This window comes from Rhodoferax saidenbachensis, assembly GCF_031457975.1.
GTDB classification, from domain to species: Bacteria; Pseudomonadota; Gammaproteobacteria; order Burkholderiales; family Burkholderiaceae_C; genus Allorhodoferax; species Allorhodoferax saidenbachensis_A.
The window spans coordinates 63962-90248 of record NZ_JAVDXO010000004.1 but is presented as its reverse complement, the minus strand read 5'-3'; the positions used below and the strand labels follow the sequence as shown (position 1 = coordinate 90248).

25 protein-coding genes are annotated in these 26287 nt (G+C 63.9%); 12 read left to right on the top strand and 13 right to left on the bottom strand.

Annotated features, from left to right (window positions below; all coding sequences use genetic code 11):
- Positions 1 to 18: 18 nt before the first annotated feature.
- Both J2X15_RS10335 and J2X15_RS10330 read left to right on the top strand, forming a co-directional pair.
- A complete protein-coding gene (locus J2X15_RS10335; protein WP_310342313.1) occupies positions 19 to 1671 on the top strand; it encodes an alpha-glucosidase family protein in 1653 nt (550 codons plus the stop codon).
- A 38-nt stretch (positions 1672 to 1709) separates the two neighbouring features.
- A complete protein-coding gene (locus tag J2X15_RS10330) occupies positions 1710 to 3062 on the top strand; it encodes an MATE family efflux transporter (protein WP_310342310.1) in 1353 nt (450 codons plus the stop codon).
- Positions 3063 to 3065: 3 nt separating this feature from the next.
- Here the strand turns inward: J2X15_RS10330 and J2X15_RS10325 are convergent, their stop codons facing one another.
- The 3 genes from J2X15_RS10325 to J2X15_RS10315 all read right to left on the bottom strand — a co-directional run bounded on the left by J2X15_RS10325 (position 3066) and on the right by J2X15_RS10315 (position 5536).
- Complete coding sequence (locus J2X15_RS10325) at positions 3066 to 3953, bottom strand: SMP-30/gluconolactonase/LRE family protein (protein ID WP_310342308.1); 888 nt, start codon at positions 3951 to 3953, stop codon at positions 3066 to 3068.
- The gene (locus J2X15_RS10320) at positions 3944 to 4723 is read right to left on the bottom strand and encodes an SDR family NAD(P)-dependent oxidoreductase (RefSeq protein ID WP_310342306.1); all 780 of its coding nucleotides are present in this window, start codon (positions 4721 to 4723) and stop codon (positions 3944 to 3946) included. The genes J2X15_RS10325 and J2X15_RS10320 overlap by 10 nt, the downstream gene beginning before the upstream one ends.
- A 78-nt stretch (positions 4724 to 4801) precedes the next feature.
- A complete protein-coding gene (locus tag J2X15_RS10315; protein ID WP_310342304.1) occupies positions 4802 to 5536 on the bottom strand; it encodes a FadR/GntR family transcriptional regulator in 735 nt (244 codons plus the stop codon).
- Positions 5537 to 5610: 74 nt separating this feature from the next.
- Here J2X15_RS10315 and J2X15_RS10310 point away from each other — a divergent pair, with 74 nt between their 5' ends.
- A complete protein-coding gene (locus tag J2X15_RS10310) occupies positions 5611 to 6552 on the top strand; it encodes a 2-dehydro-3-deoxygalactonokinase (protein ID WP_310342301.1) in 942 nt (313 codons plus the stop codon).
- Positions 6549 to 7181: a 2-dehydro-3-deoxy-6-phosphogalactonate aldolase gene (locus J2X15_RS10305; protein WP_310342299.1), complete on the top strand. Its 633-nt coding sequence runs from the start codon at positions 6549 to 6551 to the stop codon at positions 7179 to 7181. Before J2X15_RS10310 ends, J2X15_RS10305 begins: the two co-directional genes overlap by 4 nt.
- A 6-nt stretch (positions 7182 to 7187) precedes the next feature.
- Here the strand turns inward: J2X15_RS10305 and rsmI are convergent, their stop codons facing one another.
- Entirely contained in the window at positions 7188 to 8099 is a 912-nt protein-coding gene (rsmI, locus tag J2X15_RS10300; RefSeq protein WP_310342295.1) for a 16S rRNA (cytidine(1402)-2'-O)-methyltransferase, read from the bottom strand.
- Here rsmI and J2X15_RS10295 point away from each other — a divergent pair, their 5' ends adjacent.
- Genes J2X15_RS10295 through J2X15_RS10285 form a run of 3 tightly spaced genes read left to right on the top strand, consistent with a single transcriptional unit; the run spans position 8100 to position 9782 of the window.
- Positions 8100 to 8489 (top strand): YraN family protein, encoded by a 390-nt coding sequence (locus J2X15_RS10295; protein ID WP_310342293.1) that lies wholly within the window; start codon positions 8100 to 8102, stop codon positions 8487 to 8489.
- A gap of 58 nt (positions 8490 to 8547) precedes the next feature.
- Entirely contained in the window at positions 8548 to 9147 is a 600-nt protein-coding gene (locus J2X15_RS10290) for a phosphoheptose isomerase (RefSeq protein ID WP_310342290.1), read from the top strand.
- Positions 9144 to 9782, top strand: coding sequence for a BON domain-containing protein (locus J2X15_RS10285; protein ID WP_310342288.1), 639 nt, complete (start codon positions 9144 to 9146; stop codon positions 9780 to 9782). Before J2X15_RS10290 ends, J2X15_RS10285 begins: the two co-directional genes overlap by 4 nt.
- A gap of 44 nt (positions 9783 to 9826) precedes the next feature.
- Here J2X15_RS10285 and J2X15_RS10280 read toward each other — a convergent pair whose 3' ends face one another.
- The 3 genes from J2X15_RS10280 to J2X15_RS10270 all read right to left on the bottom strand — a co-directional run bounded on the left by J2X15_RS10280 (position 9827) and on the right by J2X15_RS10270 (position 13092).
- On the bottom strand, positions 9827 to 10753 hold the full coding sequence (locus J2X15_RS10280) for an NAD(P)-dependent oxidoreductase (protein WP_310342286.1): 927 nt from the start codon (positions 10751 to 10753) through the stop codon (positions 9827 to 9829).
- Positions 10754 to 10758: 5 nt separating this feature from the next.
- Positions 10759 to 11895 (bottom strand): PilT/PilU family type 4a pilus ATPase, encoded by a 1137-nt coding sequence (locus J2X15_RS10275; protein ID WP_310342285.1) that lies wholly within the window; start codon positions 11893 to 11895, stop codon positions 10759 to 10761.
- 153 nt (positions 11896 to 12048) lie between these two features.
- Positions 12049 to 13092 carry a type IV pilus twitching motility protein PilT gene (locus J2X15_RS10270; RefSeq protein WP_310342283.1) on the bottom strand — a complete coding sequence of 348 codons (1044 nt, stop codon included), beginning with the start codon at positions 13090 to 13092 and terminating at the stop codon, positions 12049 to 12051.
- Between the two features lie 54 nt (positions 13093 to 13146).
- Here J2X15_RS10270 and J2X15_RS10265 point away from each other — a divergent pair, with 54 nt between their 5' ends.
- A complete protein-coding gene (locus tag J2X15_RS10265; RefSeq protein WP_310342281.1) occupies positions 13147 to 13845 on the top strand; it encodes a YggS family pyridoxal phosphate-dependent enzyme in 699 nt (232 codons plus the stop codon).
- Here the strand turns inward: J2X15_RS10265 and J2X15_RS10260 are convergent.
- The 3 genes from J2X15_RS10260 to J2X15_RS10250 form a co-directional block, all read right to left on the bottom strand.
- On the bottom strand, positions 13842 to 14969 hold the full coding sequence (locus J2X15_RS10260) for an ABC transporter substrate-binding protein (RefSeq protein ID WP_310342279.1): 1128 nt from the start codon (positions 14967 to 14969) through the stop codon (positions 13842 to 13844). The two genes, J2X15_RS10265 and J2X15_RS10260, sit on opposite strands and share 4 nt — an antisense overlap.
- Before the next feature lie 68 nt (positions 14970 to 15037).
- Positions 15038 to 15598 carry a DUF3617 domain-containing protein gene (locus J2X15_RS10255; RefSeq protein WP_310342278.1) on the bottom strand — a complete coding sequence of 187 codons (561 nt, stop codon included), beginning with the start codon at positions 15596 to 15598 and terminating at the stop codon, positions 15038 to 15040.
- Positions 15599 to 15673: 75 nt separating this feature from the next.
- Positions 15674 to 16147 carry an Lrp/AsnC ligand binding domain-containing protein gene (locus tag J2X15_RS10250; RefSeq protein WP_310342275.1) on the bottom strand — a complete coding sequence of 158 codons (474 nt, stop codon included), beginning with the start codon at positions 16145 to 16147 and terminating at the stop codon, positions 15674 to 15676.
- 95 nt (positions 16148 to 16242) lie between these two features.
- Between J2X15_RS10250 and J2X15_RS10245 the strand changes: the two genes are divergently transcribed.
- Positions 16243 to 19260 carry an L-glutamate gamma-semialdehyde dehydrogenase gene (locus J2X15_RS10245; protein ID WP_310342273.1) on the top strand — a complete coding sequence of 1006 codons (3018 nt, stop codon included), beginning with the start codon at positions 16243 to 16245 and terminating at the stop codon, positions 19258 to 19260.
- A 16-nt stretch (positions 19261 to 19276) separates the two neighbouring features.
- Here J2X15_RS10245 and J2X15_RS10240 read toward each other — a convergent pair whose 3' ends face one another.
- Positions 19277 to 21436 carry a putative bifunctional diguanylate cyclase/phosphodiesterase gene (locus J2X15_RS10240; RefSeq protein WP_310342272.1) on the bottom strand — a complete coding sequence of 720 codons (2160 nt, stop codon included), beginning with the start codon at positions 21434 to 21436 and terminating at the stop codon, positions 19277 to 19279.
- A 136-nt stretch (positions 21437 to 21572) separates the two neighbouring features.
- Between J2X15_RS10240 and J2X15_RS10235 the strand changes: the two genes are divergently transcribed.
- Positions 21573 to 22580 carry an MBL fold metallo-hydrolase gene (locus J2X15_RS10235; protein ID WP_310342268.1) on the top strand — a complete coding sequence of 336 codons (1008 nt, stop codon included), beginning with the start codon at positions 21573 to 21575 and terminating at the stop codon, positions 22578 to 22580.
- Positions 22581 to 22589: 9 nt separating this feature from the next.
- On the opposite strand, the gene rocF is transcribed toward J2X15_RS10235, so the two are convergent.
- Positions 22590 to 23504 carry an arginase gene (gene rocF, locus J2X15_RS10230; protein ID WP_310342265.1) on the bottom strand — a complete coding sequence of 305 codons (915 nt, stop codon included), beginning with the start codon at positions 23502 to 23504 and terminating at the stop codon, positions 22590 to 22592.
- On the bottom strand, positions 23501 to 24508 hold the full coding sequence (locus J2X15_RS10225; RefSeq protein WP_310342262.1) for an asparaginase: 1008 nt from the start codon (positions 24506 to 24508) through the stop codon (positions 23501 to 23503). Before J2X15_RS10225 ends, rocF begins: the two co-directional genes overlap by 4 nt.
- A 103-nt stretch (positions 24509 to 24611) precedes the next feature.
- On the opposite strand from J2X15_RS10225, the gene J2X15_RS10220 reads away from it, so the two are divergent.
- Both J2X15_RS10220 and J2X15_RS10215 read left to right on the top strand, forming a co-directional pair.
- Positions 24612 to 25469: a phytanoyl-CoA dioxygenase family protein gene (locus tag J2X15_RS10220; protein ID WP_310342259.1), complete on the top strand. Its 858-nt coding sequence runs from the start codon at positions 24612 to 24614 to the stop codon at positions 25467 to 25469.
- 35 nt (positions 25470 to 25504) lie between these two features.
- Complete coding sequence (locus J2X15_RS10215; protein WP_409034270.1) at positions 25505 to 26164, top strand: ProQ/FINO family protein; 660 nt, start codon at positions 25505 to 25507, stop codon at positions 26162 to 26164.
- Positions 26165 to 26287: the final 123 nt, after the last annotated feature.

Here is a 26287-nt window from a genome sequence, read left to right as displayed (position 1 = left end):
TCACTTCTCGTTTTCTGTATGACCAAAGCATCGAATGACAACTGGTGGCGCGGCGGCGTCATTTATCAAATTTATCCCCGCAGTTTTGCCGACAGCAATGGCGATGGCATTGGTGACCTGGACGGCATCACGGCCAAGCTGGACTACGTGGCCGCCCTGGGCGCCGACGGCATCTGGCTCTCGCCTTTCTTCAAGAGCCCGATGAAGGACTTTGGCTACGACGTCAGCGACTACTGCGACGTCGACCCCATGTTCGGTACCGTGGCCGATTTCCGCAAGCTGGTGGACCGTGCCCATGCGCTGGGCCTAAAGGTCATGATTGACCAGGTGCTGTCGCACAGCTCGGACCAGCACCCCTGGTTTGTCGAGAGCCGCTCCAGTCTTACCAACCCCAAGGCCGACTGGTATGTCTGGGCCGATGCCCAGAGCGACGGCACGCCACCCAACAACTGGCTGTCGATTTTTGGCGGTAGCGCCTGGCAGTGGGACACGCGCCGCTGCCAGTACTACATGCACAACTTCCTCACCAGCCAGCCGGACCTGAACTTCCACAGCCCGCAGGTGCAAGACGCCTTGCTGGATACCGTGAAGTTCTGGCTGGACTTGGGCGTAGATGGCTACCGCCTGGACACCGCCAACTTCTACTTCCACGACGCGCAGCTGCGCAGCAACCCTCCCCGTGGTCGCCCCGATGGTGAAGACCCTGCCGTCAATGCCGTCAACCCCTATGGCTGGCAATGGCACAAGCACGACAAGAGCCAGCCCGAGAACCTGGTTTTCCTGCGCCGACTGCGCGCGCTGCTGGACCAGTACCCCAACACCACCATGGTGGGAGAGATTGGCGACGACGACGGCCTGGCCCGCGTGGCCGAGTACACCAGTGGCGGCGACAAGCTGCATATGGCCTACTGCTTTGACCTGCTGGGCACCGCGCACAGCGCGGCGCACTTCCGCAGCTTTGTGCAGCGCTTTGAAGAAGTGGCACCTGGGGGCTGGCCTTGCTGGGCGCTGTCCAACCACGACGTGGTGCGCGTAGCCAGCCGCTGGGGCAGTGCGGACAAGCCTGCCCACCCCGACCTCTTGCGCCTGGGCGCGGCACTGCAAATGAGCTTGCGCGGCTCACCCTGCATTTACCAGGGCGACGAGCTGGGCCTGCCCGAAGCCGACATTGCCTTCGAGGATTTGCAAGACCCCTACGGCATCACCATGTGGCCCGAGTTCAAAGGCCGCGACGGTTGCCGTACCGCCCACCCATGGGCCAAGGACTCGGCCGACCTGGGCTTCTCCAGCGTGGCCCAGCCGGCTGCCCCGTGGTTGCCGGTGATCGAGCCACACCGCGCGCTGGCAGTGGATGTGCAGGAGCGTGACACGGGTTCCTTGCTGCATTTCTACCGCGCGCTGCTGCGTTGGCGCAAAACCCAGCCTGCGTTGGTGAGCGGCACGCTGTCTGTGCTGCCAGCCCACCCACAGGTGCTGGCCTTTGTGCGTGCGTTTGAAGGCCAGCAAGTGCTGTGCGTGTTCAACTTCAGCGATACCGCTGCGCTGTGGGATATTCCCGCGGCCTATACCGCGTTCACGGTGCTGACTGGTAGCGGCTTGGTTGACGCACCCCGCGCAGGCCATACGCTGCAGCTGGCACCTTGGGGTGGCGCCTACTACCGTCTGGGCTGAGCCAGTCTGGATGGCTGCTTTGCGCTAAGGTTCGTGGCATGACCGCGCCCGTCCGCCCCCGCCTCAACATGATCGCTGGCCCTTTGTTGGGCGAATTTTTGCTGGGCATGAGCGTGGCGATGGGCGGCCTGTGGTTGGCCTCGCACACCTCGGATGCAGCGGCCGGCGCCTTCGGCCTCGTGAACCAGATTCTGGAAACCCTGTTGGTGGTATTCCGTGTGCTGGCCATTGGCCTGGGCGTCGTGGTCACGCAGTACCTGGGCGGGCAGCAGCATGCCTCGGCCCGCCGCGCGGCCTTGCTCGCGCTGGGCGCGAGTACGTGGGCCGGGGCCTTGGTGGTGTGCATTGTGGTGGCGGGAAACGACCTGGTGCTGGACTGGCTCAACGCGCCGGACCAGATCGTGGTGTTGGCGGCACCCTATCTGCAGTGGTTTGCGCCCGCGCTGATGCTGGAGGCCTATAACCTCAGCATGGCCTCGGTGCTGCGCGCGCACCTGCATTCCAGGGATTCGCTCAAAGTCATGATCGTCATGCACAGCAGCCATTTGCTGCTGGCCGCGCTGCTGATGCGCGATTGGGGCGAGTGGGATGGCATGGGGCTGGAGGGCTACGCCATTGCCATGCTGATCAGCCGCGCGCTGGGGTTGGTTATGCATTTGTGGTTCTGGCGCATCCGTATGCAGTTGGTGCCCCGGTGGCAGGATTGGTGGGCCGCCTCCTGGAAGGACCTGGCACCCGTACTGCGCGTGGGTCTGCCTGGCGCGGGGGTGGAAGTAGCCTACCGCGGGGCCTTCATGGTGTCGCTGGCCGCGACGGCGCGCTTGGGCGTGACCGCACTGGCCACCCATTCCTACACGCTGCAGTTACTGAAATATGTGTTGCTCACCAGTATGGCGATTGGCTGGGCCTGCGAAATCATGGTGGGCCGGTTGGTGGGGGCGGGTGACTTGCGCGTGGCCAACGGGCTGGTGCGCAAAGCCGTGCGCAATGGTTTGCTGGCGTCCGGATCGCTGGCCTTGCTGGCGGCGCTGGGAGCGCCCTGGCTGATGCGCATCTTCACCAAAGATCCGGCCGTGATCCATGCGGCGCAAACGCTGCTGTGGTTGTCGTTGCTGCTCGAAAGCGGCCGCGTGTTCAATCTGATCTTGAATGGCGCGCTACGCGCCACGGGCGACGCGCTGTACCCCGCCGCATCGAGCGTGGCTTCACTGGTGTTGGTACTGGGGGTGGGCTCGTTCTGGCTGGGGCGGCTCTTTGGCCTGCCCGGCATCTGGATGGCCTACGCCATCGATGAATGGATTCGTGGCCTGTTGCTGTTGGCCCGCTGGCTGTGGCGCGGTTGGTTACCCAACGCGCGGGACAGCCGCCGGCGCCTGCGCGCCGGCGAGTAGTCTTTAGCCAAAGGTGCAGGGCAACATGCCTTGCACGCCAGGCTCCAGCACAAAGATGCTCCCTGCCAAGGGGTAGCGCTCCAATGTGGCATCGTCCAGGCCCACGCGGGCGCTGGTCACCAGCAGTTGGTCGAGGTTCTTGCCACCAAAGGCCATGCTGGTGATTTGCGTCGCGGGCAGGGCAATGGTGCGCAGCAAGGTGCCTTGCGGTGCGAACTGCCGTATGCAACTGCCACCCCAGAACGCGACCCACACATTGCCATCACGGTCCAGCGTCATGCCGTCCGGCGTGCCTTCTTCGCCGCCGAACTTGTTCCACACGGTTTTGCCCGACAGCACACCTTGCGGCGACAGGTCATAGCGGTAGACGGTGTCCAGGAACGAATCAGTGTGCAGCATCCAGCTGCCGTCATGGGCAATGGCAGGGCCGTTGGCGATGTAAATACCGCTTTCGACCACGCTGATCTCTCCTGACGGCGCCAACTGGGCCAGGCGGCCCTGGCGCAGCCCTGGTTCGTCATTGCGCATGGAGCCGGCCCAGATGCGGCCATGGCAGTCGGCCTTGGCATCATTCAACCTCACCAGCGGCTCCCCAGGATGCGGCGTGCCGATGGGCTCAATGCGCAACTCGGGCTCCAGCCACAAGCGCACAAAGCCTGACTGCAAGCCGGCGATGAAGCCGTCTCCATCCGTACGGGGGATCAACCAGCCAATGCGCTCGGGCATGGCCCAGCTTTCGCTGGCCAGGGTTTCGGGGTTCCAGGCATGCAGCGCACGGCCGTGGATATCGACAAAGAAAAAGCGTTGGCTGGCGGCATGCCACAACGGGCCTTCGCCGAGTTGAAGTTCGGCCGGCCAAACGCTGCGGATGGCGGGGGTGCTCAGGTCCATCCGGCGTCCACCACAAAGTCTTGCGCTGTCACCATGCGGCTGTCGTCGGCCGACAGGAACAGGGCCATATTGGCCACGTCGCTGCCGACAATGCGACCGGGCAGGCACTGGTTCTCGTCCATGGCCTTTTCACCGGCTTCGTCCACCCACATGGTGAGCTGCTTCTCGGTCATGATCCAGCCTGGTGTCAGGGTATTCACGCGGATGTTGAGCTTGCCCAGGTCACGTGCCAGGCTGCGCGACAGGCCCACGGTGGCCGACTTGCACGTGGCGTACACAGGGTAGCCTGCGCCCTTGATCATCCAGCTGATGGAGCCCAGGTTGACGATGGCGCCGCCGCCCAGGCGTTTCATGCCCTCGACCACGGACTGCGCCGCGAAGAAGGCAGGGCGCAGGTTGATGGCCACACGCCAATCAAAGTCGTCGGGTGTCACATCGGCCAGGTCGTGGCGCTGGTCGTTGGCCACGTTGTTGACCAGCACGCTGATGTCGCCAAAGCGCTCTGCGGTGGTGGCGATGGCGGCTTTCAGCGCGGCCACATCGGCGGCATCGCTTTGCAAAAACAGCGGGGTGGGGCCGAACGCGGACGCCGCTTCGATGACCTGTGCGGCCGACTCGGCGTTGCGGCCCGTGAAGGCCACCTGGGCGCCCTGGCGGGCGTAGGCGATCACGATGTCCGCGCCAATGCCGGAGCTGCCGCCCGTGACAAAGACCGTGCGCCCAGCCAGGCTGGGGTAGGTCGCAAATGTGGAAAGGGATGGGGGTTGCATAGGAGGGTGGGAAGTTGCCTGCAAATTGTAATGGGAATGCCTAAATCATCATACAAATAAACTAGAATCTCGAGCAAATCACCCGGGCGGCGGAATCACCGCGCGTTTCATCAGGGAGCGGGTGTCTGACAGCATGCCTGCCATGCGGTGCAGGGCGCTCTGGGCGTCGCGGGCCTGGATGGCCTCAAACACCTTTTGGTGGTCCGGCAGGGCCTGCTTGAAGTTCTCGGAAGTACGGGCGCTCACCGCCAACAATGACTCCAGCGCACTGCCAATGATGGCGGCCAAAGGCATCAGCAGCGGGTTGTTGGTGGCCTTGAGCACGGCGGTGTGAAAGGCTAAATCGGCCTGCACCCATTCGCTGATATGGCTGGCTTCCTGCATGGCGTCCAGCGCGCGCGCAATGTCGGCCAGCTGTTCGGGTTTGTGGCTGGTGGCCGCCAGTGCGGCAGCTGAGGGCTCGATGATTTCGCGCAACTCGGTCAGGTGCTGCAAGAACTCGGCATCAGCGCCTGTGGCGCAGCGCCAGGCCAGGATGTCGGGGTCCAGCAGGTTCCACTGCTCGGTAGTGCGCACCCGGGTGCCGATGCGCGGGCGGGGCTCCAGCAGGCCTTTGGCCGCCAGCACCTTGATGGCTTCGCGTAGCGCAGTGCGGCTGACCGCCAGTTCGGCACAGAGTTGGTCCTCATTGGGCAGCAAGGCCCCGGCTGCATAGACGCCACCCACCACCCGGCGGCCCAACTCGTTCACCACCTGGCCATGCAGGTTGCGCCCGGCGTAGGTGGCGTGGTTGGGAGGTGCAGAGGGCTTCATGGGGCAGAGCGAAGGTGTTTTACGGCAAAATCGGGTTTAATCATCATATGTTTGAATTTACCTGAACATCCACTGTGAACTCTAAAAATATGGCTGCCAACCCTGCTGTGTCGATTGTCGGTGTGGATTGGGGAACCACCCACCGCCGTGCCTATGCCATCACGGGCGATGGCCTGCTCGCGCGCGAAGCCTCTGATTCCGACGGCGCCCTGGCTTGCAAAGGTCGTTTTCCTGCCGCGCTGGATGCGGCCCTGCAGGCGCTGGACGTACAGGGCACGGGCGTAGTGCTCGCTGGCATGGTGGGTAGCGCGCTGGGCTGGCATGAAGTGCCGTATGTCGACAGCAGCGTGCCCGTGCAAGACCTAGCCACCCATGCCCTGCGGGTGCCCGATGCGAAGACTGGCGTGTCTGCGATCATCATCCCCGGCTACCGGGTGCGCAATGCGCAGGGCGTGCCCGATGTGATGCGTGGCGAAGAAACCCAGTTGCTGGGCGCCTGGGCCCTGGGCCACCGCAGTGGCTGGTTTGTACTGCCCGGCACGCACAGCAAGTGGGTGGAGTTGAACGAGGGCCGTGTGGTGCAGCTGCGCACCTACATGACTGGTGAATTGTTCGACTTGCTCAGCAAACATGGCACGGTGGCCGCGGCCGCCGGTGGTGTAGCCCCGGTGTGGGATGAGTCTGCTTTTGCAGAAGGCGTGAAGGCCGCAGGTCACCATGCGCTGAGCCACCAGATTTTCAGCGTCCGGGCGCGCGTGGTCTGCAAGGACATGCCCGCCTCCAGCACCACGGCGTACCTGAGCGGCCTGCTGATTGGTACCGAACTCAAAGACGTGCTGCAAGGGAACACCGGAGCGAGCCCCCAGGGCACGTTCAAGCTGCTGGGCTCGCCCCAGCTGGCGGCACACTACCAGACGGCGGCCCAGCACCTGGGCCTGTCGTTTGACATCCTCGATGCCAAGGCCGCCTTTGTGGCGGCCGTCCACCACCTTCACCTGAACTGGAACCCCCTATGAGCACGACCTTTGACCTGTTGGCGCGTGCGCGCCAAACACCGCTGGTAGCCATCTTGCGCGGACTGGTGCCTGCCGAGGCGCAGGCCGTGGGTGAAGCACTGGTCGAAAGCGGCTTTCGCACGCTGGAAGTGCCGCTGAACCGTCCCGGTGCGCTGGAATGCATTGCCACGCTGGCGCGCACCCTGCCGGCGGATGCGATTGTGGGCGGCGGCACCATGTTGACCGTGGCCGATGTAGAGGCCGTGCATGCTGCGGGTGGCCGCCTCATGGTCTCGCCCAACTGCGATGTGGCGGTGATCCGCCGCGCCGTGGAGCTGGGCATGCTGTGCGCGCCCGGTGTGGCCACGCCGACCGAGGCGTTCGCCGCCTTGCAAGCAGGTGCACACGCGCTCAAGCTGTTCCCCGCCGAGATGGTGGGGCATGGCGGTATCAAGGCATTGAAGTCGGTGCTGCCCGCCGGGACCGACCTGTGGCCCGTGGGCGGCATCACGCCCGAAAGCATGGGCCCCTGGAAGAAGGCCGGTGCCACCGGCTTTGGTATTGGCAGCCAGTTGTTTGCGCCGGGCACCTCGGCGGCCGATGTGCTGGTGCGTGGGCGCGCCTACGTGCAGGCCTGGCAGCAGGCTTGACGCTTCTTAGCCCTGCTTCAGTGCCAGGGCCCGCTCGTACAGCGCGTTGCGGGCTTCGCCCGTGATATCCGCGGCCAGCTTGACCGCGGTTTTCAGGGGCAACTCTTCCAGCAGCAGCTTGAGCACCCGGTCGTCCGGCGCCTGGGCGGCACCGGCCGGTGCAGGATGAATCACCAGCGCAAACTCCCCGCGCAGCCGGTTCGCATCGGCGGCCAGCCAGGCGGTGAAATCGCCGGCCGCCACTGTGGCAATTTCCTCAAACTGTTTGGTCAGCTCGCGTCCCACTGTGACCAATCGTGTGTCCAGCGGCGCCAGCGCCAAGGCCAGCGCCTCAATGCGGTGGGGCGCTTCCAGCAGCACCACGGCGCGGCGTTCTTCGGACAGGACCTGCACCTCGTGTGCGCGCTCGGTGGCCTTGGAGGACAGAAACCCCCGGAACACAAAACCGCTGTGCCCATCGCCACCTTCGGCCAAACCTGCCGCGCACAAGGCTGTGGTCACACTGCTGGCACCGGGCAGGGGGATGCTGCGCAGGCCCGCGGCCCGCACCTGGGTCACCAGACGCGCACCGGGGTCGCTGATGCCGGGCGTGCCCGCATCGCTCACATAGGCCACGCGCTGGTTTTGGCGCAAGCGGTCTACCACTCCCTCGGCTGCCTGGGCCTCGTTGTGTTGGTGCACGGCCAGCAGCTGGCCGGATGATTTGTCGATGCCATAGGCACGCAGCATTTGCTGGGTGTGGCGGGTGTCTTCGCAGGCAACGGTGTCGGCCAGTGCCAGCACATGCAGCGCGCGCAGGCTGATGTCGGCGAGGTTGCCAATCGGCGTGGCCACCAGGTACAACGCACCCTGCGGATAATGCTGCGCACCGGCGGCCTCTTTGGCAGCGGACAGGGCAGAGATAAACGACGCACTCATATGGGTTTCTTTCCAACACGACCAGGGCCAGGCGCCACCACCAAACAACTGGGGGACGCGGGAGAAGCCACGGCGCTGCGGCATTTGCAGGCCCAGGGCTTGCAACTGGTCGAGCGCAATTATCGAACCCCCGGACGCGGTGGCGGAGAAATTGATCTGATCATGCGCGCGCCCGATGGCACGCTGGTGTTTGTCGAGGTGCGCAAGCGCGCCTCCACCACGCATGGTGGTGGTGCCGCCAGCGTGAGCGCCACCAAACAGCGGCGCATCATCTTCGCGGCCCAGCACTACCTGCTGCGCCTGCGCACCTTGCCACCATGCCGGTTTGATGTGGTGGTGCTGGACGGTGACACCGTGCAGTGGCTGCAGGCGGCCTTTGACGCATCTTGATACAGGCCTTGACGCCCCAGCCAAAAGGGCCTTTGGGGCCCGCGGTATCATCCGGGCCATGCTGGAACAACGAATTCAACAACACTTTATTGACAGCGCAGACCTGAAATACCAGTCGGCGCAAGCCTTGAGCAAACCGATTGCTGCGGCCGTGCAAGCCATGCTGGCCTGTGTCACCAGTGGCGGCAAAGTTTTGGCGTGCGGCAATGGTGGCTCTGCCGCTGATGCGCAGCATTTTGCTGCTGAGTTTGTGGGCCGCTTCGAGCGTGAACGCCCTGAGTTGGGCGCCATTGCGCTGACTACCGACACTTCCATCATCACGGCCATTGCCAACGATTACGACTTCAACGTGATCTTCTCACGCCAGGTGCGTGCCCTGGGGGCGCCAGGCGACGTGCTGCTGGCCATCTCTACCAGTGGCAACTCGGCCAACGTGTTGGCCGCCATCGAAGCTGCGCATGCGCGCGAGATGGTGGTAGTGGGCCTGACAGGCCGCAATGGCGGGAAAATGGCACAGCTGCTGCGCGACACCGATGTGCACATCTGCGTGCCGCATGAGCGCACCGCCCGCATCCAGGAAGTCCACCTTTTAACGTTGCATTGCATTTGCGATGCGGTTGATGCCCAGCTGTTGGGCGAACAGGAACCCACCCCATGAAGAATCGTATTTTGAAACGTTTGGCCTTGGCTGCTGCACTGACTGGCACGTTGGCGGGCCTGTCTGCCTGCTTCCCGCTGCTGGTGGGCGGCGCCATGGTGGGCGGCAGCTTGGTGGCCACAGACCGCCGCACGTCAGGCTCGCAATTGGAAGACGAAGGCATTGAGCAACGCGCTGCCAGCCGCCTGCGCGAGAGCCTGGGCGACCGCGCCCACGTCAGCGTGACCAGCTACAACCGCCAGGTGCTGTTGACCGGTGAAGTACCCACTGCGCAAGACAAGCAGTTGGTGGAGCAAATCGTCTCCCGCGTGGACAACGTGCAGAACATCGTCAACGAACTGGCCGTACTGGGTAACGCTACGTTGACGCAGCGTTCGTCCGACGCGCTGGTGACCGGCCGCGTGAAGGCCGCTCTGGTTGACGCCAAAGATCTGTTCGCCAATGCCTTCAAGATCGTGACCGAACGGGGCACCACCTACGTGATGGGCCGCGTGACCGAGCGCGAAGCCGATCGTGCGACCGCCATCATCAGAAGCACCTCGGGCGTGCAGCGCGTGGTGCGGATTCTGGAAATCATCTCGGAAGACGAGCTGGCGCGCACCCTGCCGCAAAAGCCGGCGGAACCCGCCAAGTAAATACAAACGGCCCTTGGGGCCGTTTTTTATTGGGGCGAGCAGGCCTACTTCAGGCGTTTGATCAGGCTGGAAGTGTCCCAGCGCTGGCCGCCCATCTGCTGCACATCGGCGTAGAACTGGTCCACCAGTGCGGTCACCGGCAGGCGTGCACCGTTGCGCTTGGCCTCATCCAGCACCAGGCCCAGGTCCTTGCGCATCCAGTCCACCGCAAAGCCGAAGTCGAACTTGTCGGCCACCATGGTCTTGCCGCGGTTATCCATCTGCCAGCTCTGCGCGGCGCCCTTGCCAATCACATCCAGCACCTGGTTCATGTCCAGTCCGGCGCGCTGGCCAAAGGCTACGGCCTCACTTAGGCCCTGCACCAGGCCGGCAATGCAGATCTGGTTCACCATCTTGGCGAGCTGACCAGCTCCGCTGTCGCCCAGCAGCGTGAAGGCGCGCGAGAAGGCCATGGCCACGGGCTTGACCGATTCAAATGCTTCCGCATCGCCACCACACATCACGGTCAGCAGGCCGTTTTGCGCGCCGGCTTGGCCGCCAGACACTGGTGCGTCGATGAACTGCAAGCCCTTGGCGCGGGCGATGGCGCTGAGCTCGCGGGCCACATCGGCGGATGCCGTGGTGTGGTCCACAAAGATGGCGCCGGGCTTCATGCCGGCAAAAGCACCGTCGGCGCCCAGCGTCACGCTGCGCAGGTCGTCGTCGTTGCCCACGCAGCAGAACACGATGTCGGCGTTCTGCGCGGCTTGGCGTGGGGTGTCTGCATGGCTATGTGGGCCATTTTGGCTGCTAGCCCCTGCAAAGTCTGCGCACCACGCTATGGATTTAGTAGCGGTGCGGTTGTACACCGTGACCTGGTGGCCCGCGCTGGCCAGGTGACCGGCCATGGGGTAACCCATGACACCCAGGCCCAAAAAGGCGACGGAGTAGGCGGGGGAAGCTTCGTAGGTTTTGGCGTTGATATTGGGCATCTGGGTCACATAATCGCAAAATTCTCGGTCCCGGCGGACAGGTCGGTGGACTTGCCGCGTGCGCTGTTGAGCTTGATCTGAAGGCGCAGGTCGTTCAGCGAGTCGGCGTTGCGCAGCGCGTCTTCGTAGGTGATGGCGTTGCCTTCGTACAGATCGAACAGCGCCTGGTCGAAGGTTTGCATGCCGGCCTGGCGGCTCTTCTTCATGATCTCTTTGACCTCGGACACCTCGCCCTTGAAGATCAGGTCGGAAATCAGCGGCGAGTTGATCAGCACTTCCACCGCGGCCACGCGGCCTTTGCCGTCCTGCTTGGGGATCAGGCGCTGCGAGACCAGGGCCTTCAGGTTCAGCGACAAGTCCATCAGCAGCTGGCTACGGCGCTCTTCGGGGAAGAAGTTGATGATGCGGTCCAGCGCCTGGTTGGCGCTGTTGGCGTGCAGGGTGGCCAAACACAGGTGGCCGGTTTCGGCAAACGCCACGGCGTGTTCCATGGTTTCGCGGTCGCGGATTTCGCCCATCAAAATCACGTCGGGCGCCTGGCGCAGGGTGTTTTTCAGCGCGGCTTCCCAGCTGTCGGTGTCCAGGCCCACTTCGCGCTGCGTGACCACGCAGTTCTTGTGCATGTGGACAAACTCCACCGGGTCTTCGATGGTGATGATGTGGCCAAACGACTTGTCGTTGCGCCAGTCCACCATGGCCGCCAGCGTGGTCGATTTGCCCGAACCCGTGGCACCGACCATGATGGTCAGGCCGCGCTTGGCCATCACAATTTCCTTGAGCACTTGGGGCACACCGAGTCCGTCAATCGTGGGCAGCACCTGCGGAATCACCCGCAGCACCATGCCCACCTTTCCCTGCTGAATGAACGCATTCACGCGGAAGCGGCCGATGTTTGCCGGCGAGATGGCGAAGTTGCTTTCCTTGGTGCGCTCGAACTCGGCCACCTGCTTGTCGTTCATGATGGAACGCGCCAGCGCCAGCGTATGGGCGGCATTCAGCGGCTGGGGCGACACCTTGGTCACCTTGCCGTCCACCTTGATGGCGGGCGGAAAGTCCCCGGTGATGAACAAGTCGCTGCCATTGCGGCTGACCATCAGCTTGAGCAGGTCGTTAATAAATTTCGTGGCCTGATCGCGTTCCATAAGAACACCTCACTTTCTAAATAGTTACCGAGGAACGCAGGGTTCCCAAATTCCAGGAACACCGCAGGACCGGCTTCGCCGGACTGCTGGTGTTGCCCCCTGCAAGGGGGAAAGCGGCCACACGCAGTGGGCAAGCCGGGGGGTGTGCCATATCTAGCCGGGGAAGTTTTCGGGAATTTTTGCCTTCGTACGGGCTTCGGCGGCGCTGATGACATTGCGCTTCACCAGATCGGTCAGGTTCTGGTCCAGCGTCTGCATGCCCACGCTGTTGCCCGTCTGGATGGAGGAGTACATCTGCGCGACCTTGGCCTCGCGGATCAGGTTGCGGATGGCGCTGGTGCCCAACATGATCTCGTGCGCCGCCACACGGCCCTGGCCGTCCTTGGTCTTGCACAGGGTTTGCGAAATCACGGCCTGCAGCGATTCGGACAACATGGCGCGCACCATTTCCTTTTCTTCGGCGGGGAACACGTCAATGATCCGGTCAATCGTTTTGGCCGCGCTGGAGGTGTGCAGTGTGCCGAACACCAAGTGGCCGGTTTCTGCGGCCGTCATGGCCAGGCGGATGGTTTCCAGGTCGCGCATTTCGCCCACCAGAATCGCGTCCGGATCTTCCCGCAGCGCCGACTTCAGCGCAGCGGCGAAGCTCAGCGTGTGCGGTCCCACTTCGCGCTGGTTGACCAGGCATTTTTTGGACTCGTGTACGAACTCGATGGGGTCTTCCACCGTCAGGATGTGGCCGAACTCGGTTTCGTTCAAAAAGTTGACCATGGCCGCCAGCGTGGTGGACTTGCCCGAGCCCGTGGGCCCGGTCACCAGCACCATGCCGCGCGGCTTCAGGGCCAGGTCGGCAAAAATCTTGGGCGCGTTGAGCTGCTCCAGTGACAGGATCTTGCTTGGAATCGTCCGGAACACGGCACCGGCGCCGCGGTTGTGGTTGAAGGCGTTGACGCGAAAGCGCGCCAGGCCGTCGATCTCGAACGAAAAGTCAATTTCCAGAAACTCTTCGTACATCTTGCGCTGGGTGTCGTTCATGATGTCGTACACCATGGCGTGGACCTGCTTGTGGTCCAGCGGCTCCACGTTGATGCGGCGCACATCGCCGTGCACACGGATCATCGGGGGCAGGCCTGCAGAGAGGTGCAAGTCGGAAGCCTTGTTTTTGACGCTAAACGCCAGCAGCTGGGTAATGTCCACGGAATCCTCTTTCGCTGAGATGGGCTGTGAAGGGTTTGGTACGCTTGGGAGATTATGACGATGATTGCCGACAATCTCCACGCTGTTCGCAGCCGCATCGCCCAGGCCTGCACCGCGGCGGGCCGCTCGGCGGACGCAGTGCAGCTGCTGGCCGTCTCCAAGACCTTTGGGCCCGAGGCCGTGCAGGCCGCGTTTGATGCTGGCCAGCGTGCCTTTGGCGAGAACTACATCCAGGAGGCGGTGGAGAAGATGGCCGCGCTGGAACACCTGGCCGTGGAATGGCACTGCATAGGCCCGATCCAGAGCAACAAGACCCGCTTGGTGGCCGAGCACTTCCAATGGGTGCACACCGTGGACCGTCTCAAGATCGCCCAGCGCCTGAGCGAGCAGCGCCCGGCCCACCTGCCGCCGTTGCAAGTCTGCATCCAGGTGAATGTGGACGGCGGCCCCACCAAGTCCGGTGTGGTGCCCGACGAAGCCCTGGCGCTGGCCCAGGCCGTGGGCGCGCTGCCGCGGTTGCAACTGCGCGGCCTCATGTGTATTCCAGAGCCTGCTCCTGATTTCGTAGCTGCCAGCGCAGTATTTGCGAGGGCTAGAGGCCTGTTTAATGCCTTAAACACCGCAGGGCTGGCGCTGGACACGCTGTCCATGGGCATGAGCGCCGACCTGGACGCCGCCGTGGCCAGCGGCAGCACGCTGGTGCGCGTGGGCACCGCGATCTTTGGCGGCCGCAGCTACCCAGCCGCGACTTAGGTGCGCACGCGCCCGTCGCCGGTGAGCATGGACATTTCCACAAAACTTGACCCGGTATGCTCCGTGCGCGAGAAATTCACATTGAAGCCCCCCACCGGCTGACCATTGATGCTTTCCAGCGCGGCAATCAGTGCGTCTGCGCCCCCTTTGACGCCGCTGCGTCTCAGGCCCTCCGCCATGACCTTGGCGGCGATGTAGCCCTCCATGCTGGAAAAGTTGGCTTGCACTGCGCCGTTGGTTTTGCGGGTTGCCTCTGAAAATTCCCGCGAAATGGCTTTGCTGCCGGTATAGGGCGATGGGACTACCTGCGATACCACGACGCCAGCCCCTTCCTTGCCCAATTCATCGGCCAGCGCTTGCGTGCCTACAAAGGACACGTTGTAAAAACCACCTCCGTAGCCTGCCTTGCGTGCTGCTCGTATGTACGCTGCGCAAGATTTGTAGGCACTGATTTGTACGACGGCTTCAGGCATGGCTGCGTTAATGGTCTCTACCGCTTTGGCGACATCCACTGAATTGCGCTCTACCGTCGCGATGGCCACCGGCTTAAGGTTCAAGCTAGTCAAGGCGGCCGTCATGCCGTCCAGGCCAGCTTTTCCGTAGGCGTCGTTTTGGTAGAACACCGCGACTTTGGTAAGTCCCACGTTGTGCAGCTGCTTGACGATCAGGGCTGTTTCGTCGTTGTAAGAAGCGCGTATGTGAAAGGCATAGCGATTGAAGGGCGCGCGCAATGCCATGGCACCGGTGAACGGCGCAATGAAGGGGACCTTGGCCTTCGTGGCCAACGGCAATGCCACGATGCTGGTGGGGGTGCCTATATAGCCGAACAACGCGGTAACGTCATCCTCTAGCAGCTTGCGCGTGTTTTCTTCGCAGCGGGCTGGCTCATAGCCGTCGTCGAGCTTGCGAATTTCAATGCTGCGCCCAGCAATGCCACCTGTGGCGTTGATCTGATCAAAATAAAGCTTGGCGCCCGCATGGAACTGAATGCCGAGCTGGGCCGCAGGCCCTGTAAAGGCGGCCGACTGGCCAAGGATGATTTTGTCGGACTGGGCGTGTACGGCCGGAAACCCGACCAGACTCGCTGCGCCAGCAGCGAAAGAGAATTGGCGGCGATTGATCATCTTGTCATTTTCCCCTGAATAAGGGTAAACCCTTGGCTCTTGTTACGATTGGAGATAAGTTGCGCACTCTACTTCCGCGGTGACTGTTCAAGCAAGGGCTTCACGCTGCCGCAGTCGCTGCCCAGCCATTTGCCCTGGGCCTGCATGTCCATGGTTTCTTCCTTGCCCTTGACCGTGGTGGTCGTGGTCATCTTCATGGCGTAGGCCTCGGGGCTGGTGTAGGTGACCTGGCCCTCGCCATGGCTGGGCGGGGTGGTGCAGGTGAACGCGAACTTCTGGGTGTTGCCGCTGCGCGGGCTGGGCGTGTGGGTGCAACTACCCTGCTGCGCGGGCGCCACCTCGTTGCGCGCCGCCATCTCGGGTGTCAGGCATATCTTCACGGCCATGCCACCGCCCGGTGTCGCGCTCATCTGCATGCCTTTTTTGGCCATCATGTCTTCCACCATCTTGCGCTGCTCGGGCGTCATGCTTGCCATCTGCTTTTGCATCTGGGCCATGGCTGCATCGGCCTTGCTACCGGGCGCGCCCTGCATCTGGTTGGTGATCTCCCATAGGCCGGGTTTCATGCTCTGGGCGTGGACGGCCAGCGATGCCAGCAGGGTGGCGCAGGCCAAGATTGGGAGTTTCATGGGGGCTCCGGTGGCGGTGGAAGGAGTCCATTGTGAGCGCGCTGTGCGCGTTTGAAAAGCGGCGCAGCCCGGGCCTCAGCCCAGCGCCAGATGGGTGGAGTTCTTCACCTCTTCCATCACCGCGTAGGTGCGCGTTTCGCGCACGCCGGGCAGCTGCCACAGTACGGTGCCGGCAAACAGGCGGTAGGCGGTCATGTCGGCCATGCGGGTCTTGAGCAGGTAGTCAAAGCCGCCTGCCACCATGTGGCACTCCATGATCTCGGGGTACACCTGCACCGCGGCCTTGAAGGCGTCAAACATGTTGGGCGTGGTCTTGTCCAGCAGCACCTCGACAAACACCATCATCCCCGCGCCCAGCTTAAGCGGGTTCAGTCGCGCCTCGTAACCCAGGATGTAGCCATCCTTGGTCAGGCGCTGCACGCGCGCCAGCACGGCGGTGGGCGACAGGCCCACGGTCTCGGCCAGCTTGAGATTGGAGACCCGACCATCCTCTTGCAGGCAGGCCAGGATTTTGAGGTCGATACGGTCCAGGTCGGGAATGGAGAGCATTTTGAATGTTTGGCTATTAATTCATATAAATATAGAGATTAATTCATGATGAAAACCGTAACCATAGCGCATTGAATCAATTTTGTGGAGTTTCCATGCCCTCAGCCTCACGCCTGCCCAACCCCTACCGCCCCGAGGGCGCCACCGTATCCCAGCGCCTGCAGTCGCTGGAAGCTGCGCTGGACTGGGCCGATGCCGCCCGCGTGGCCGCACCCTGGGTGCAGGCCGTGCGCGACAACCCGCCGCCCTTCTGGGCGATGGAGAGCCTGCTCAAGGAATACCCCATCTCCAGTGCCGAGGGCCTGGCCCTCATGCGCCTGGCCGAGGCGCTGTTGCGCGTGCCCGATGCCGAGACCGCGATTGCCCTCACCGCCGACCAGCTGGGCCGTGCGGACTTTGACGGCTCCGGCGACAAGGTGCTGGCGCGCCTCTCCAGCACCGCCATCGCCATGAGCAAACACTTCCTGCCCGGCGCCTCCGAGGGCAGCGGCATCATGGGCAAGCTGGGTGCCAAGACGGTGGTGGCTGCCACGCTGCGCGCCGTGCAGCTGCTGGGCCGCCAGTTTGTGCTGGGCCAGACCATGCCGGAGGCGATGAAAGAGGCCGATGCGGCGCGCAAAAAATCCAATGTGTGCTTCAGCTACGACATGCTGGGCGAAGGCGCACGCACCGACAAGGACGCACTGCGCTACCTGCAAAGCTATGCAGACGCTATTGAATTCATAGCTGCCCGCGCAAACAAGACGGGGGCTCTGGCCAAGAATGATGGAATATCCATCAAGCTCAGTGCGCTGTTCCCCCGCTACGAAGACGCGCACCGCGAGCAGGTGTTGTTGGTGCTGGTGCCGCGCGTGTGGACGCTGTGCCAGGCTGCAGCCACGGCCAACATCAACCTCACCATCGACGCCGAGGAGGTGGACCGCCTGGAGCTGTCGCTGGAGGTGCTGGAGGCCCTGCTGGTGCGCGTGGCCACCCACTGCCCGCAGTGGACCGGCCTGGGCCTAGCCATGCAGGCCTACCAGACGCGGGCGCTGGAACTGATTGAGCACGTCACCGCGCTGGCGCGCAAGCACCGGGTCAAGCTCATGTGCCGCCTGGTCAAGGGCGCGTACTGGGATGCCGAAATCAAGCGCGCCCAGGAGCTGGGCCTGCCGCACTACCCGGTGTTCACCCACAAGCACCATACCGATGTGTCCTACCTGGCTTGCGCACGCGCACTGTTGGCCGTGCCCGATGCCATCTTTCCCCAGTTTGCCACGCACAACGCGGCCACCATCGCCGCCATTCTGCAAATGGGCGCCAAGTCTGGCGCGACTTTTGAATTGCAGCGTCTGCACGGCATGGGCGAGGGTGTCTACCGCGAGGTGCTGAAAAATCCGCTGATCAGCTGCCGCATCTACGCCCCCGTGGGCGCCCACCGCGACCTGCTGGCCTACCTGGTGCGCCGCCTGCTGGAGAACGGCGCCAACTCCAGCTTTGTGCATCAACTGGCCGACGAGTCGGTGGGCATGCAGGAGCTGCTGATCTCGCCGCTGCGCCTGGAGCCCCATCCCAGCCTGCCGCTGCCGGCCGACCTGTTTGGCAGCCACGCCGGTGCCCGCGCCAACAGCACGGGGCTGGACCTGACCGTGCCCGCCCACCGCGAACCGCTGCTGGCCGCGCTGAACACCACCCCCGTGCCCGTGGTGCCCGAGGCCGATGTCAAAACCATCCCTGGCGCTTATGCTGCGTGCGCCAGCAGCTATCAAATTTGGAGCAAGGTGCCTGTGGAGGACCGCGCTGTGGTGCTGCGTCGCGCGGCCGATGCGTTGCAGGCGGCCATGCCGCAGTTCTGTGCGCTGCTGGTGAAAGAAGCCTTCAAGACCTGGGGCGACGCCGTGAGCGAGGTGCGCGAGGCCGTGGACTTTCTGCGCTACTACGCCGACGAAGCGCAGCGCATCATGCAGCCCATTTCTTGTCCCGTGGTGGCCAACGCGCAGATGGGCTACCAGTACGGCGTGACCGGCGAGACCAACACCCTGCGCCTGACGGCACGCGGCGTCTGGGTCTGCATCAGCCCCTGGAACTTCCCCCTGGCCATCTTCATGGGCCAGGTGGCCGCGGCGCTGGCCACGGGCAACACCGTGTTGGCCAAACCTGCGGAGCAAACGCCGGGCGTGGCCCGGGCGGCGGTGGACCTGATGGTGGCCGCCGGTGTGCCGGCTGATGCCCTGCAACTGCTGCACGGCGCGGGCGAAACCGTGGGCGCAGCCCTGGTGGCCCAGCCCGGCGTGGCGGGCGTGGTGTTTACCGGCTCCACCCAGGTGGCCAAGATCATCCAGCGCGCGCTGGCCGCCAAGGACGGCCCCATCGTCCCGCTGATTGCCGAGACCGGCGGCATCAACGCCATGCTGGTGGACAGCAGCGCGCTGCCCGAGCAGGTGGTGGACGCCGTGGTGCAAAGCGCCTTCCGCTCCGCCGGCCAGCGCTGCTCTGCGCTGCGCCTGCTGGTGGTGCACTCGGCCATTGCCGATGGCGTGATCGAGATGCTGCAAGGCGCGGCCGAACTGCTGCTGGCCGGCAACACCGCCGATCTGGCGACCGATCTGGGCCCGGTGATTGACCACGAAGCGTTTGACAATATTCAGCGCCATATCGCCCGCCTGAAAAAAGAGTCAAAAGTGCTTCTAGCCCCCGCAGAATCTGCGCAAGCAGCTACGAAACCAATAGCAAATCTGATTGCCCCCCATGCGTTTGAGGTGGACCACATTGCCAACGTGAAGGCTGAAATCTTCGGCCCCGTGCTGCAGGTGGTGCGTTGGGATGGCAACCCTGAAGATGTGATCGCCCAGATCAACGCGCTGGGCTACGGCCTGACGCTGGGCATCCAGACCCGCATCGACAGCCGCGCGCAGGCGCTGGCCGCCGCAGCCCATGTGGGCAACATTTACATCAACCGCAACATGATTGGCGCCGTGGTGGGCGTGCAGCCCTTTGGCGGCGAAGGCCTGAGCGGCACCGGCCCCAAGGCCGGTGGCCCGCACTACCTGTACCGCTTCTGCGCGGAGCAAACCGTGACTGTGAACACCACGGCCGCAGGCGGCAACGCCGCACTGCTGGCCAGCATGCACTAAAGAAGGGGCGACGGGCCTAGGCCCGTGCCGCCACCCAGTCGACCAGTGCCTCGGCCGGCATGGGGCGCGCAAACCAGTAGCCCTGCGCGTAGTCGCAGCCGGCCTGCAGCAGCAGGTCGCGCTGCTCGGCGGTTTCCACGCCCTCCGCCACCACCTGCAGGCCCAGCGCATGGGCCATGGCCACCATGGCCTTGCACAGCGTGAAGTTGGTGGACTGTGCGTGCAGGTCGCGCACAAAGGACTGGTCGATCTTGATGAAGTCGATGTCGAACTTCTGCAGATACGACAGTGAGGAATAACCCGTGCCAAAGTCGTCCAGCGCCACCTGGATGCCCGCATCGCGCCATTCCAGCAACTTGGCGGTCACGCCGGCATTGCTGTCCAGCAACACGCCCTCCGTGATCTCCACGGTCAGGCATTCGCCCGGCAGGCCCTGGGTCTGCAGGCGCTGCACCCAGGTTTCGCTCTGCGTGCGCGCATGCTGAAACTGCACGGGTGAGCTGTTGATGCTGATCTGGAACTGCGGGTGCACGCTCTGGCGCCACTGCTGCACCTGGCGGGCCGCCTGGGCAAACACCCAGTCACCAATCTCCACAATCAGGCCACTGGTCTCGGCAATGGGAATGAAGGCGGCCGGGCTCACCACGCCGCGCTCTGGGTGCTGCCAGCGGATCAGAGCCTCCGCCTTGTAGACCGCACCCGTGGCCAGTTCCACGATGGGCTGGTACAGCAGGTGGAACTGCTGTGCACCCAGCGCAAAGCGCAGGTCGGTGGCCAGGCGTGCGCGCGTCAGCGCGGCCTCTTGCAGCGCCGGGGTGAAAAAACTGTAGCGGTTGCGCCCTGCGCCCTTGGCCACGTAGAGGGCCTGGTCGGCGTTTTTGTAAAGGGTTTCTACCTCGGTCCCGTCCAGCGGGTACAGCGTGATGCCGATGCTGGCCGACACAAACATCTGCTCGGTGCCCAGCTGGAAGACCTGCGCCATGCTCTGCAGCAGTTTCTCCAGCAGCGGTTCCAGGCCCCCCGTGTGGGTCAGCTCGGTGATGAGGATGGTGAATTCGTCGCCACCCATGCGGGCCACGGTGTCGCTCTCGCGCACGCACTGGCGCAGGCGCTGTGCGGCCTCTGCCAGCAGCAGGTCGCCGTTGTCGTGGCCCAAGGTGTCGTTCACGGCCTTGAAATGGTCCAGGTCGATAAAGAGAATGGCCAGCTGCAGGTTGTCGCGCCGACTGCGCTTGATCTCCTGCTCCAACCGGTCGCGCAGCATGCGCCGGTTGGGCAGGCCGGTCAGTGGGTCAAAGTAGGCATGTTGGCGCACCAGCGCTTCGGCGTTCTTGCGCGCGGTGATGTCGGTGTGCGTGCCAATCATGCGCAGCGGGTGGCCCGCAGCATCGCGGCTAATGACCATGCCGCGCGTGAGCACCCATTTCCAACTGCCGTCCTTGCAGCGCACGCGGTGTTCGTTGGTGTAGGTGGGGGTCAGGCCGTCAAAGTGAGCCTGGCGGTCCTGTGCCAGCTGGGCCAGGTCATCGGGGTGGGTGCGGTTGTCCAGTTCGTCGGGATGACTGCGCAGTTCGTCTTCGGTGAAGCCGTACATCTCGATCAGGCGCTTGGACAGAAACTCCTTGCCGCTCTGGATGTGCCAGTCCCACACGCCATCGCCCGCGCTTTCCAGCGCCAGCTTCCAGCGCTCCTCGCTCTCGTGCAGCGTGGCCTCGGCCAGCTTGCGCTGGGTGATGTCCACATGCGTGCCAATCATGCGCAGGGGCTTGCCGTCCTCGGCGTAGTTAACCACCATGCCGCGCGTGTGCACCCAGATCCAACTGCCGTCTTTGCAGCGCAGGCGCAGGTCGGCGGTGTAGTCCTCGGCCTTTCCGGCCAGGTAGGCGGTGAAGGTCTGGGTCACCCGGGCCAGGTCGTCCGGGTGCAGGCGGCTCACAAAGGCCTGGTTGGTGTGGGGAATCTCGCCCACCTCGTAACCCAGCATTTCCTGCCAGCGGCGTGAGTGGATCTGCTCGCCGGTGACCAGGTTCCAGTCCCAGGCGCCAGCGCCTGAGCCTTCCAGCGCCAGCTTCCACAGGTTGTCGGCGTCTTCTTCAAAGAGCGCGCCACTCCAGGCGCGCACAGGCAGCGGGGCCGAGGGACCGGTGGAGGGGGAAGGGGGCGGGTCGTCGGTCACAGCGTGGCTGGCACAAAAAGGGGTGGCGGCACAAAGGAGCGAGGGGTGAAATGACTGTACCCCAAAACCCCTGCCCACCGTCCTGAATCACCGCCCAAAAGTGGCGCATGCGCTCGGTTGCGGCATCATGCGGCCCATGAACACTCCCGCTGCGACCCCACCCCGCTTTGGCAACACTGACCCTGCGGTGGTGATTGGCAACTTTCCCTGGTACGAAATGGTCTGGCGCTCGCTGCGGGGAGACTTCAAACCCCAATCCGAGCCTGCGGGCGGATACGCCGCCTTTGCGCGGGAGTGGTCGGTGGCGGTGGACCATGGCCGCTTGCTGCAGCAGCCGGAGGTGCCAGCGGTGACCTGGCTGGGCCATGTCAGCGTCTTGCTGCAGGTGGCGCGTTTGAATGTGCTGATGGACCCCACGCTGGCAGACTTTGCCGGCCCCATGGGCAAGGTGGGGGCCGCCCGCCGGGTGCCCGCGCCGCTGACACCGGAGCAACTGCCGCGCATTGACGTGGTGCTGATTTCGCACAACCACTATGACCACCTCTGCGATGCCACGATACGCCGCCTGCTGGCCGCTGGCCAAACACCGGAGTTCATCGTGCCCCTGGGCTTGAAGGCCTGGTTTGACAGGCGCGGCATCGCCAATGTGACCGAGCTGGACTGGTGGCAGACCTTTGACCTGCCGCACCAGCTGCGCGTGCACTTCACGCCGTCCCAGCACTGGAGCCGGCGCACGCCGTGGGACACCAATGCCTCCCGCTGGGGTGGCTACTGTTTGGAGTGGTTGCGGCCCGCACAGGCGCCGTGGCGTTTCCTGTTTCCTGGCGACACCGGTTACAGCAATGACTTCAAGGCCATACGTCAGCGTATAGGCGCGATCGACTTTCTGGCCCTGCCCATAGGCGCCTACCTGCCGCGCGATTTCATGAAGCCCATGCACGTGAACCCTGAAGATGCAGTGCAGCTGATGCTGGACCTGGACGCCAAGCAGGCCATGGGCGTGCATTGGGGGACCTTCATGCTGACGCAAGAGGCGTTTGACCAGCCGCCCAAGGACTTGGCCGCAGCGCTGGCACAGCGTGGACTGCCGCAGGACCGGGTGTGGCTGATGCGGCATGGCGAGACGCGCAGCATCCCGCTGTAGGCCGCAGGCCTATTTGCGCATCAAGGTGCTTTTGCCGAAGAGCGATTCGATGAGGTCCACCGCCACCTCGGCCGTGCGGTTGCGCTCGTCCAGCGCGGGGTTCAGCTCAAACACATCCAGGCTGCCCATGCGGCCGGTGTCGGCAATCATTTCCATACAGAGCTGCGCCTCGCGGTAGGTGGGGCCGCCGCGCACTGTGGTGCCCACGCCCGGCGCGATGTCGGGGTCCAGAAAGTCCACGTCAAAGCTCACATGCAGATGCGTGTTGCTGTCGATCAGGGCCAGTGCCAGCTCCATGGCTGCGCGCATGCCCATCTCGTCGATGTAGCGCATGTCAAAGACCTCCAGGTCCTGCTCATGCACAAAGCGCTTCTCGCCCTCGTCCACACTGCGGATGCCGATCTGTCGCACCCACTTCGGAGAAATAGCGGGCACCTGACCGCCAATCTCGATCAGCTCCTGCGGACCAAAGCCGCACAGGCAGGCCACGGGCATGCCGTGGATGTTGCCGCTGGGCGTGAGCGTGTTGGTGTTGAAGTCGGCATGCGCGTCCAGCCACAGCACACGCAGCTTCTTGCCCACGTCGCGGCAGTGGCGCGCCACTGCGCTGATCGACCCTATGCCCAGGCAATGGTCCCCACCCAGCACGATGGGCAGGCGCCCGCCTTGCAGTTCGGTGTACACCGCGTCGTGCAGACTGTGGTTCCACGCGGTCACCTCGGCCAGATGGCGGTAGCCGTTCACGGGCGGCAGCCAGGGGTTGCTGGGGCCGCTGAGGTTGCCCTTATCCAGCACCTCCAGCCCATGGCCCTGCAGCACGCTGGCTATGTTGGCCACACGCAGGGCTTCGGGTCCCATGCTGGCGCCGCGGCTGCCTGCGCCAATGTCGGTGGGCGCGCCGATGAGGCTGATTTTGGTGTTCATGGTGTTTCCAGCTTGAAGACAGGGAGCCGCTCGCCCACCAGCAGGCCGCGCGCGTTGCGAATCTCGGCCGCGCGCCAGGGCTGCAGCGCGGTGCGCTGCGCATCGTCCAGCCAGCCCAACTGGTCCAAAATTTCGACGCTGGCGGCAAACAGTGCGGGCTTGTTGCCGTCGATGATCTTGAGCGCAAAGGCTTCGCCGCGGCTCTTGCTGCCGACCACCTGCACGCCGTCCGCGCCCACCTTGCTGACCCAATCGCCCCGCCCCACGCGCATGAAATCCAGGTCGTTGCGGCCGGTGCCGCTCACCATCTCGGGGTGGGCGGTCATGGCCTCACTCAGCAGTGCAAAGCTGGCGCCAAACTCGGCGTCCTGCGCGCCGCTGGCTAGGCGCGCGTAGCCGCGGGCCAGGTTGGAGAGCGGCATGGCGAAGTTGGGTGCCGAGCAGCCGTCAATGCCGCGTGGCATGTTCTGCACGTCCATGCCCACGGCGCGCGCCACATCGCGGGCAATGGCTTGTTGCAGCGGGTGGTCGTGGGCGGTGTAGTCGTCCAGCGGCAGGCCGTGCTGCACGCAATAGGCCACAAAGCCCGCGTGCTTGCCGCTGCAGTTGTTGTGCGCTTCGGTGTAGGTGGCGCCTTCGGGGGCGCCCTTGTCAAAGTAGCTGAACAGCAGCGGCACATGGCAGCCGCAGCGCAGGGTTTTGTAGGTGTGGCCGGCCTTGGCGAGCATGCTGTTCGCGCCATCCACGTGCATGGCCTCACCATTGTGGCTGGCGCACAGCAGGGCGTTTTCGGCCTGCGTAAAGCCAAACTGCGCAGGGCCACCAGCCTCCACAAAGGGCAGGGCCTGCAGCGCCTTCAGCGTGGAGCGGGTGAAGGTGACGAGGTGCGGGTCGCCCGCAAAGGCCTTGAGTTGGCCGCTGCGGTTGACGACGGCGACGGCGCCGAAGTGCAGGCATTCGGGCGTGCCGCCACGGGTGAGTTGGATCAGGGGGGCAAGGTTCACGGGTCGGGTTCTCCTGCGGGTAAGCGTATCCGATTTGACTGCTGCCGTGCCCAGCCTGTCTATACTGAAACGCTATCGCCACAGCCCAACTTTGCATAGCCCCATGCTGACACCCGAACAGAAAACCCGCTACCAGGAAGACGGCTTCCTCATCCTGCCGAACTTCAAATCTGTTGCCGAGATCGCCGCCGTGCGCGCCCGGGCTGAAGCCATCGTGGAGGCCTTTGACCCCAACGAGAGCAAGACCATCTTCACCACCAACGACCAGGTGCGTCAGGTGGACCGCCACTTCCTCGATTCGGCCAACCGCATCAGCTGTTTTTTTGAGGAAGAGGCGTTCGGGCCCGATGGCGAATTGCGCCAGGCCAAGGCCTTGTCCATCAACAAAATCGGCCACGCCCTGCACGACAAAGACCCGGTGTTCGAGGCCTTCAGCCACGGCGCGGCGCTGGCCGAGGTGGCCGCCGATGTGGGGCTGGCCCAGCCACAGGTCTGGCAATCCATGTACATCTTCAAGCAGCCCGGCATTGGCGGCGAGGTGGGCTGGCACCAGGACGCCACGTTTTTTGACACCACGCCCATCAGCGTGACCACCTTTTGGTTCGCGCTGGAAGACGCTACGCTGGACAACGGCTGCCTGTGGACCGAACCCGGTGGCCACCGCGGCCCGCGCGGCGTGCTGCGCGAGCGCTTTGAGCGCCATGGCGACACCATCACCATGAACAAGCTGGACGCCACGCCCTGGCCCGCCAGCAATGTGAATGCGATTCCGCTGGAGGTGAAGGCAGGCGCCTTGGTGGTCTTCCATGGGCTGCTGCCGCACTACAGTGCGCCCAATCGCTCGGCGGTGTCGCGGCATGCGTACACCTTGCATGCGACGGACGCCAGCACGCAGTACGCAGCGACCAATTGGCTGCAGCGCGGTGCTGCGGACCCGGTGCGGGGCTTTGTACTGGCATGATCGAGGGCTTTTCCCAGCCTCTTTGAAATATTTGCATGACAGCTACCTTGCCAACCGCACCCGAAACGCTTGCCGCTGACGCCCCAGTGGTGGCTCCCAAGCGCACGGCCAAACCTGATGTTCTCCCGGTGCTGGAACAAATGGCGGCGCTGTACCCCCATATGTTTGGCGCCACCTTTCTGCCTATGAAGCGCGGCGTTTTTCAGGACTTGCTGGAAGCACACCCTGATGTTTTTGAAAAGGATAGCCTCAAGGCGGCGCTGTCCCACCACGCACGCTCCACCCGCTACCTGACGGCCGTGGCCTCTGGCGCTGACCGGTACGACCTGCAAGGCAAACCCGTCGAAGCGATGGCGCCCGAGCATGTGCACCACGCCCTGCTGGAAGTCTTTCGCCGCCGCCAGACCCGCAGCAAGGAAGACCTGCGCCCCAAGCTCCTGCAGCGCATCGTGGTGGCATTTGAGGCCTCGGGCCTGACACCTCAGGCCTACAGCGAACTGGTCCGCAGCCGTGACGATGCCGCCAACGCGGTGCTCGACGAGGCCATGGCAGAAGCCAATGCCCAAGCCGCCAAGACCGAAGCGCTGGCAAAGGCGTTCAAGGCGAGTGGGAAAACGGTGGAAGTGTTTGCCGATATGTATGGCATGGACCCGCGTGCGGTGAGTCGGATGCTGGCGCGGGCGACGGTTGCCTGATATATCCGTAATAAAAAACCTGACGCAATCCGAACGTGAGCGCACAGTCGCTCGTCAAGAACTATGTCATTCAGCGGGTTGCAAATGGTTTCACTAGAGGCTTTGAAGGGGTCCTTTCAAAGT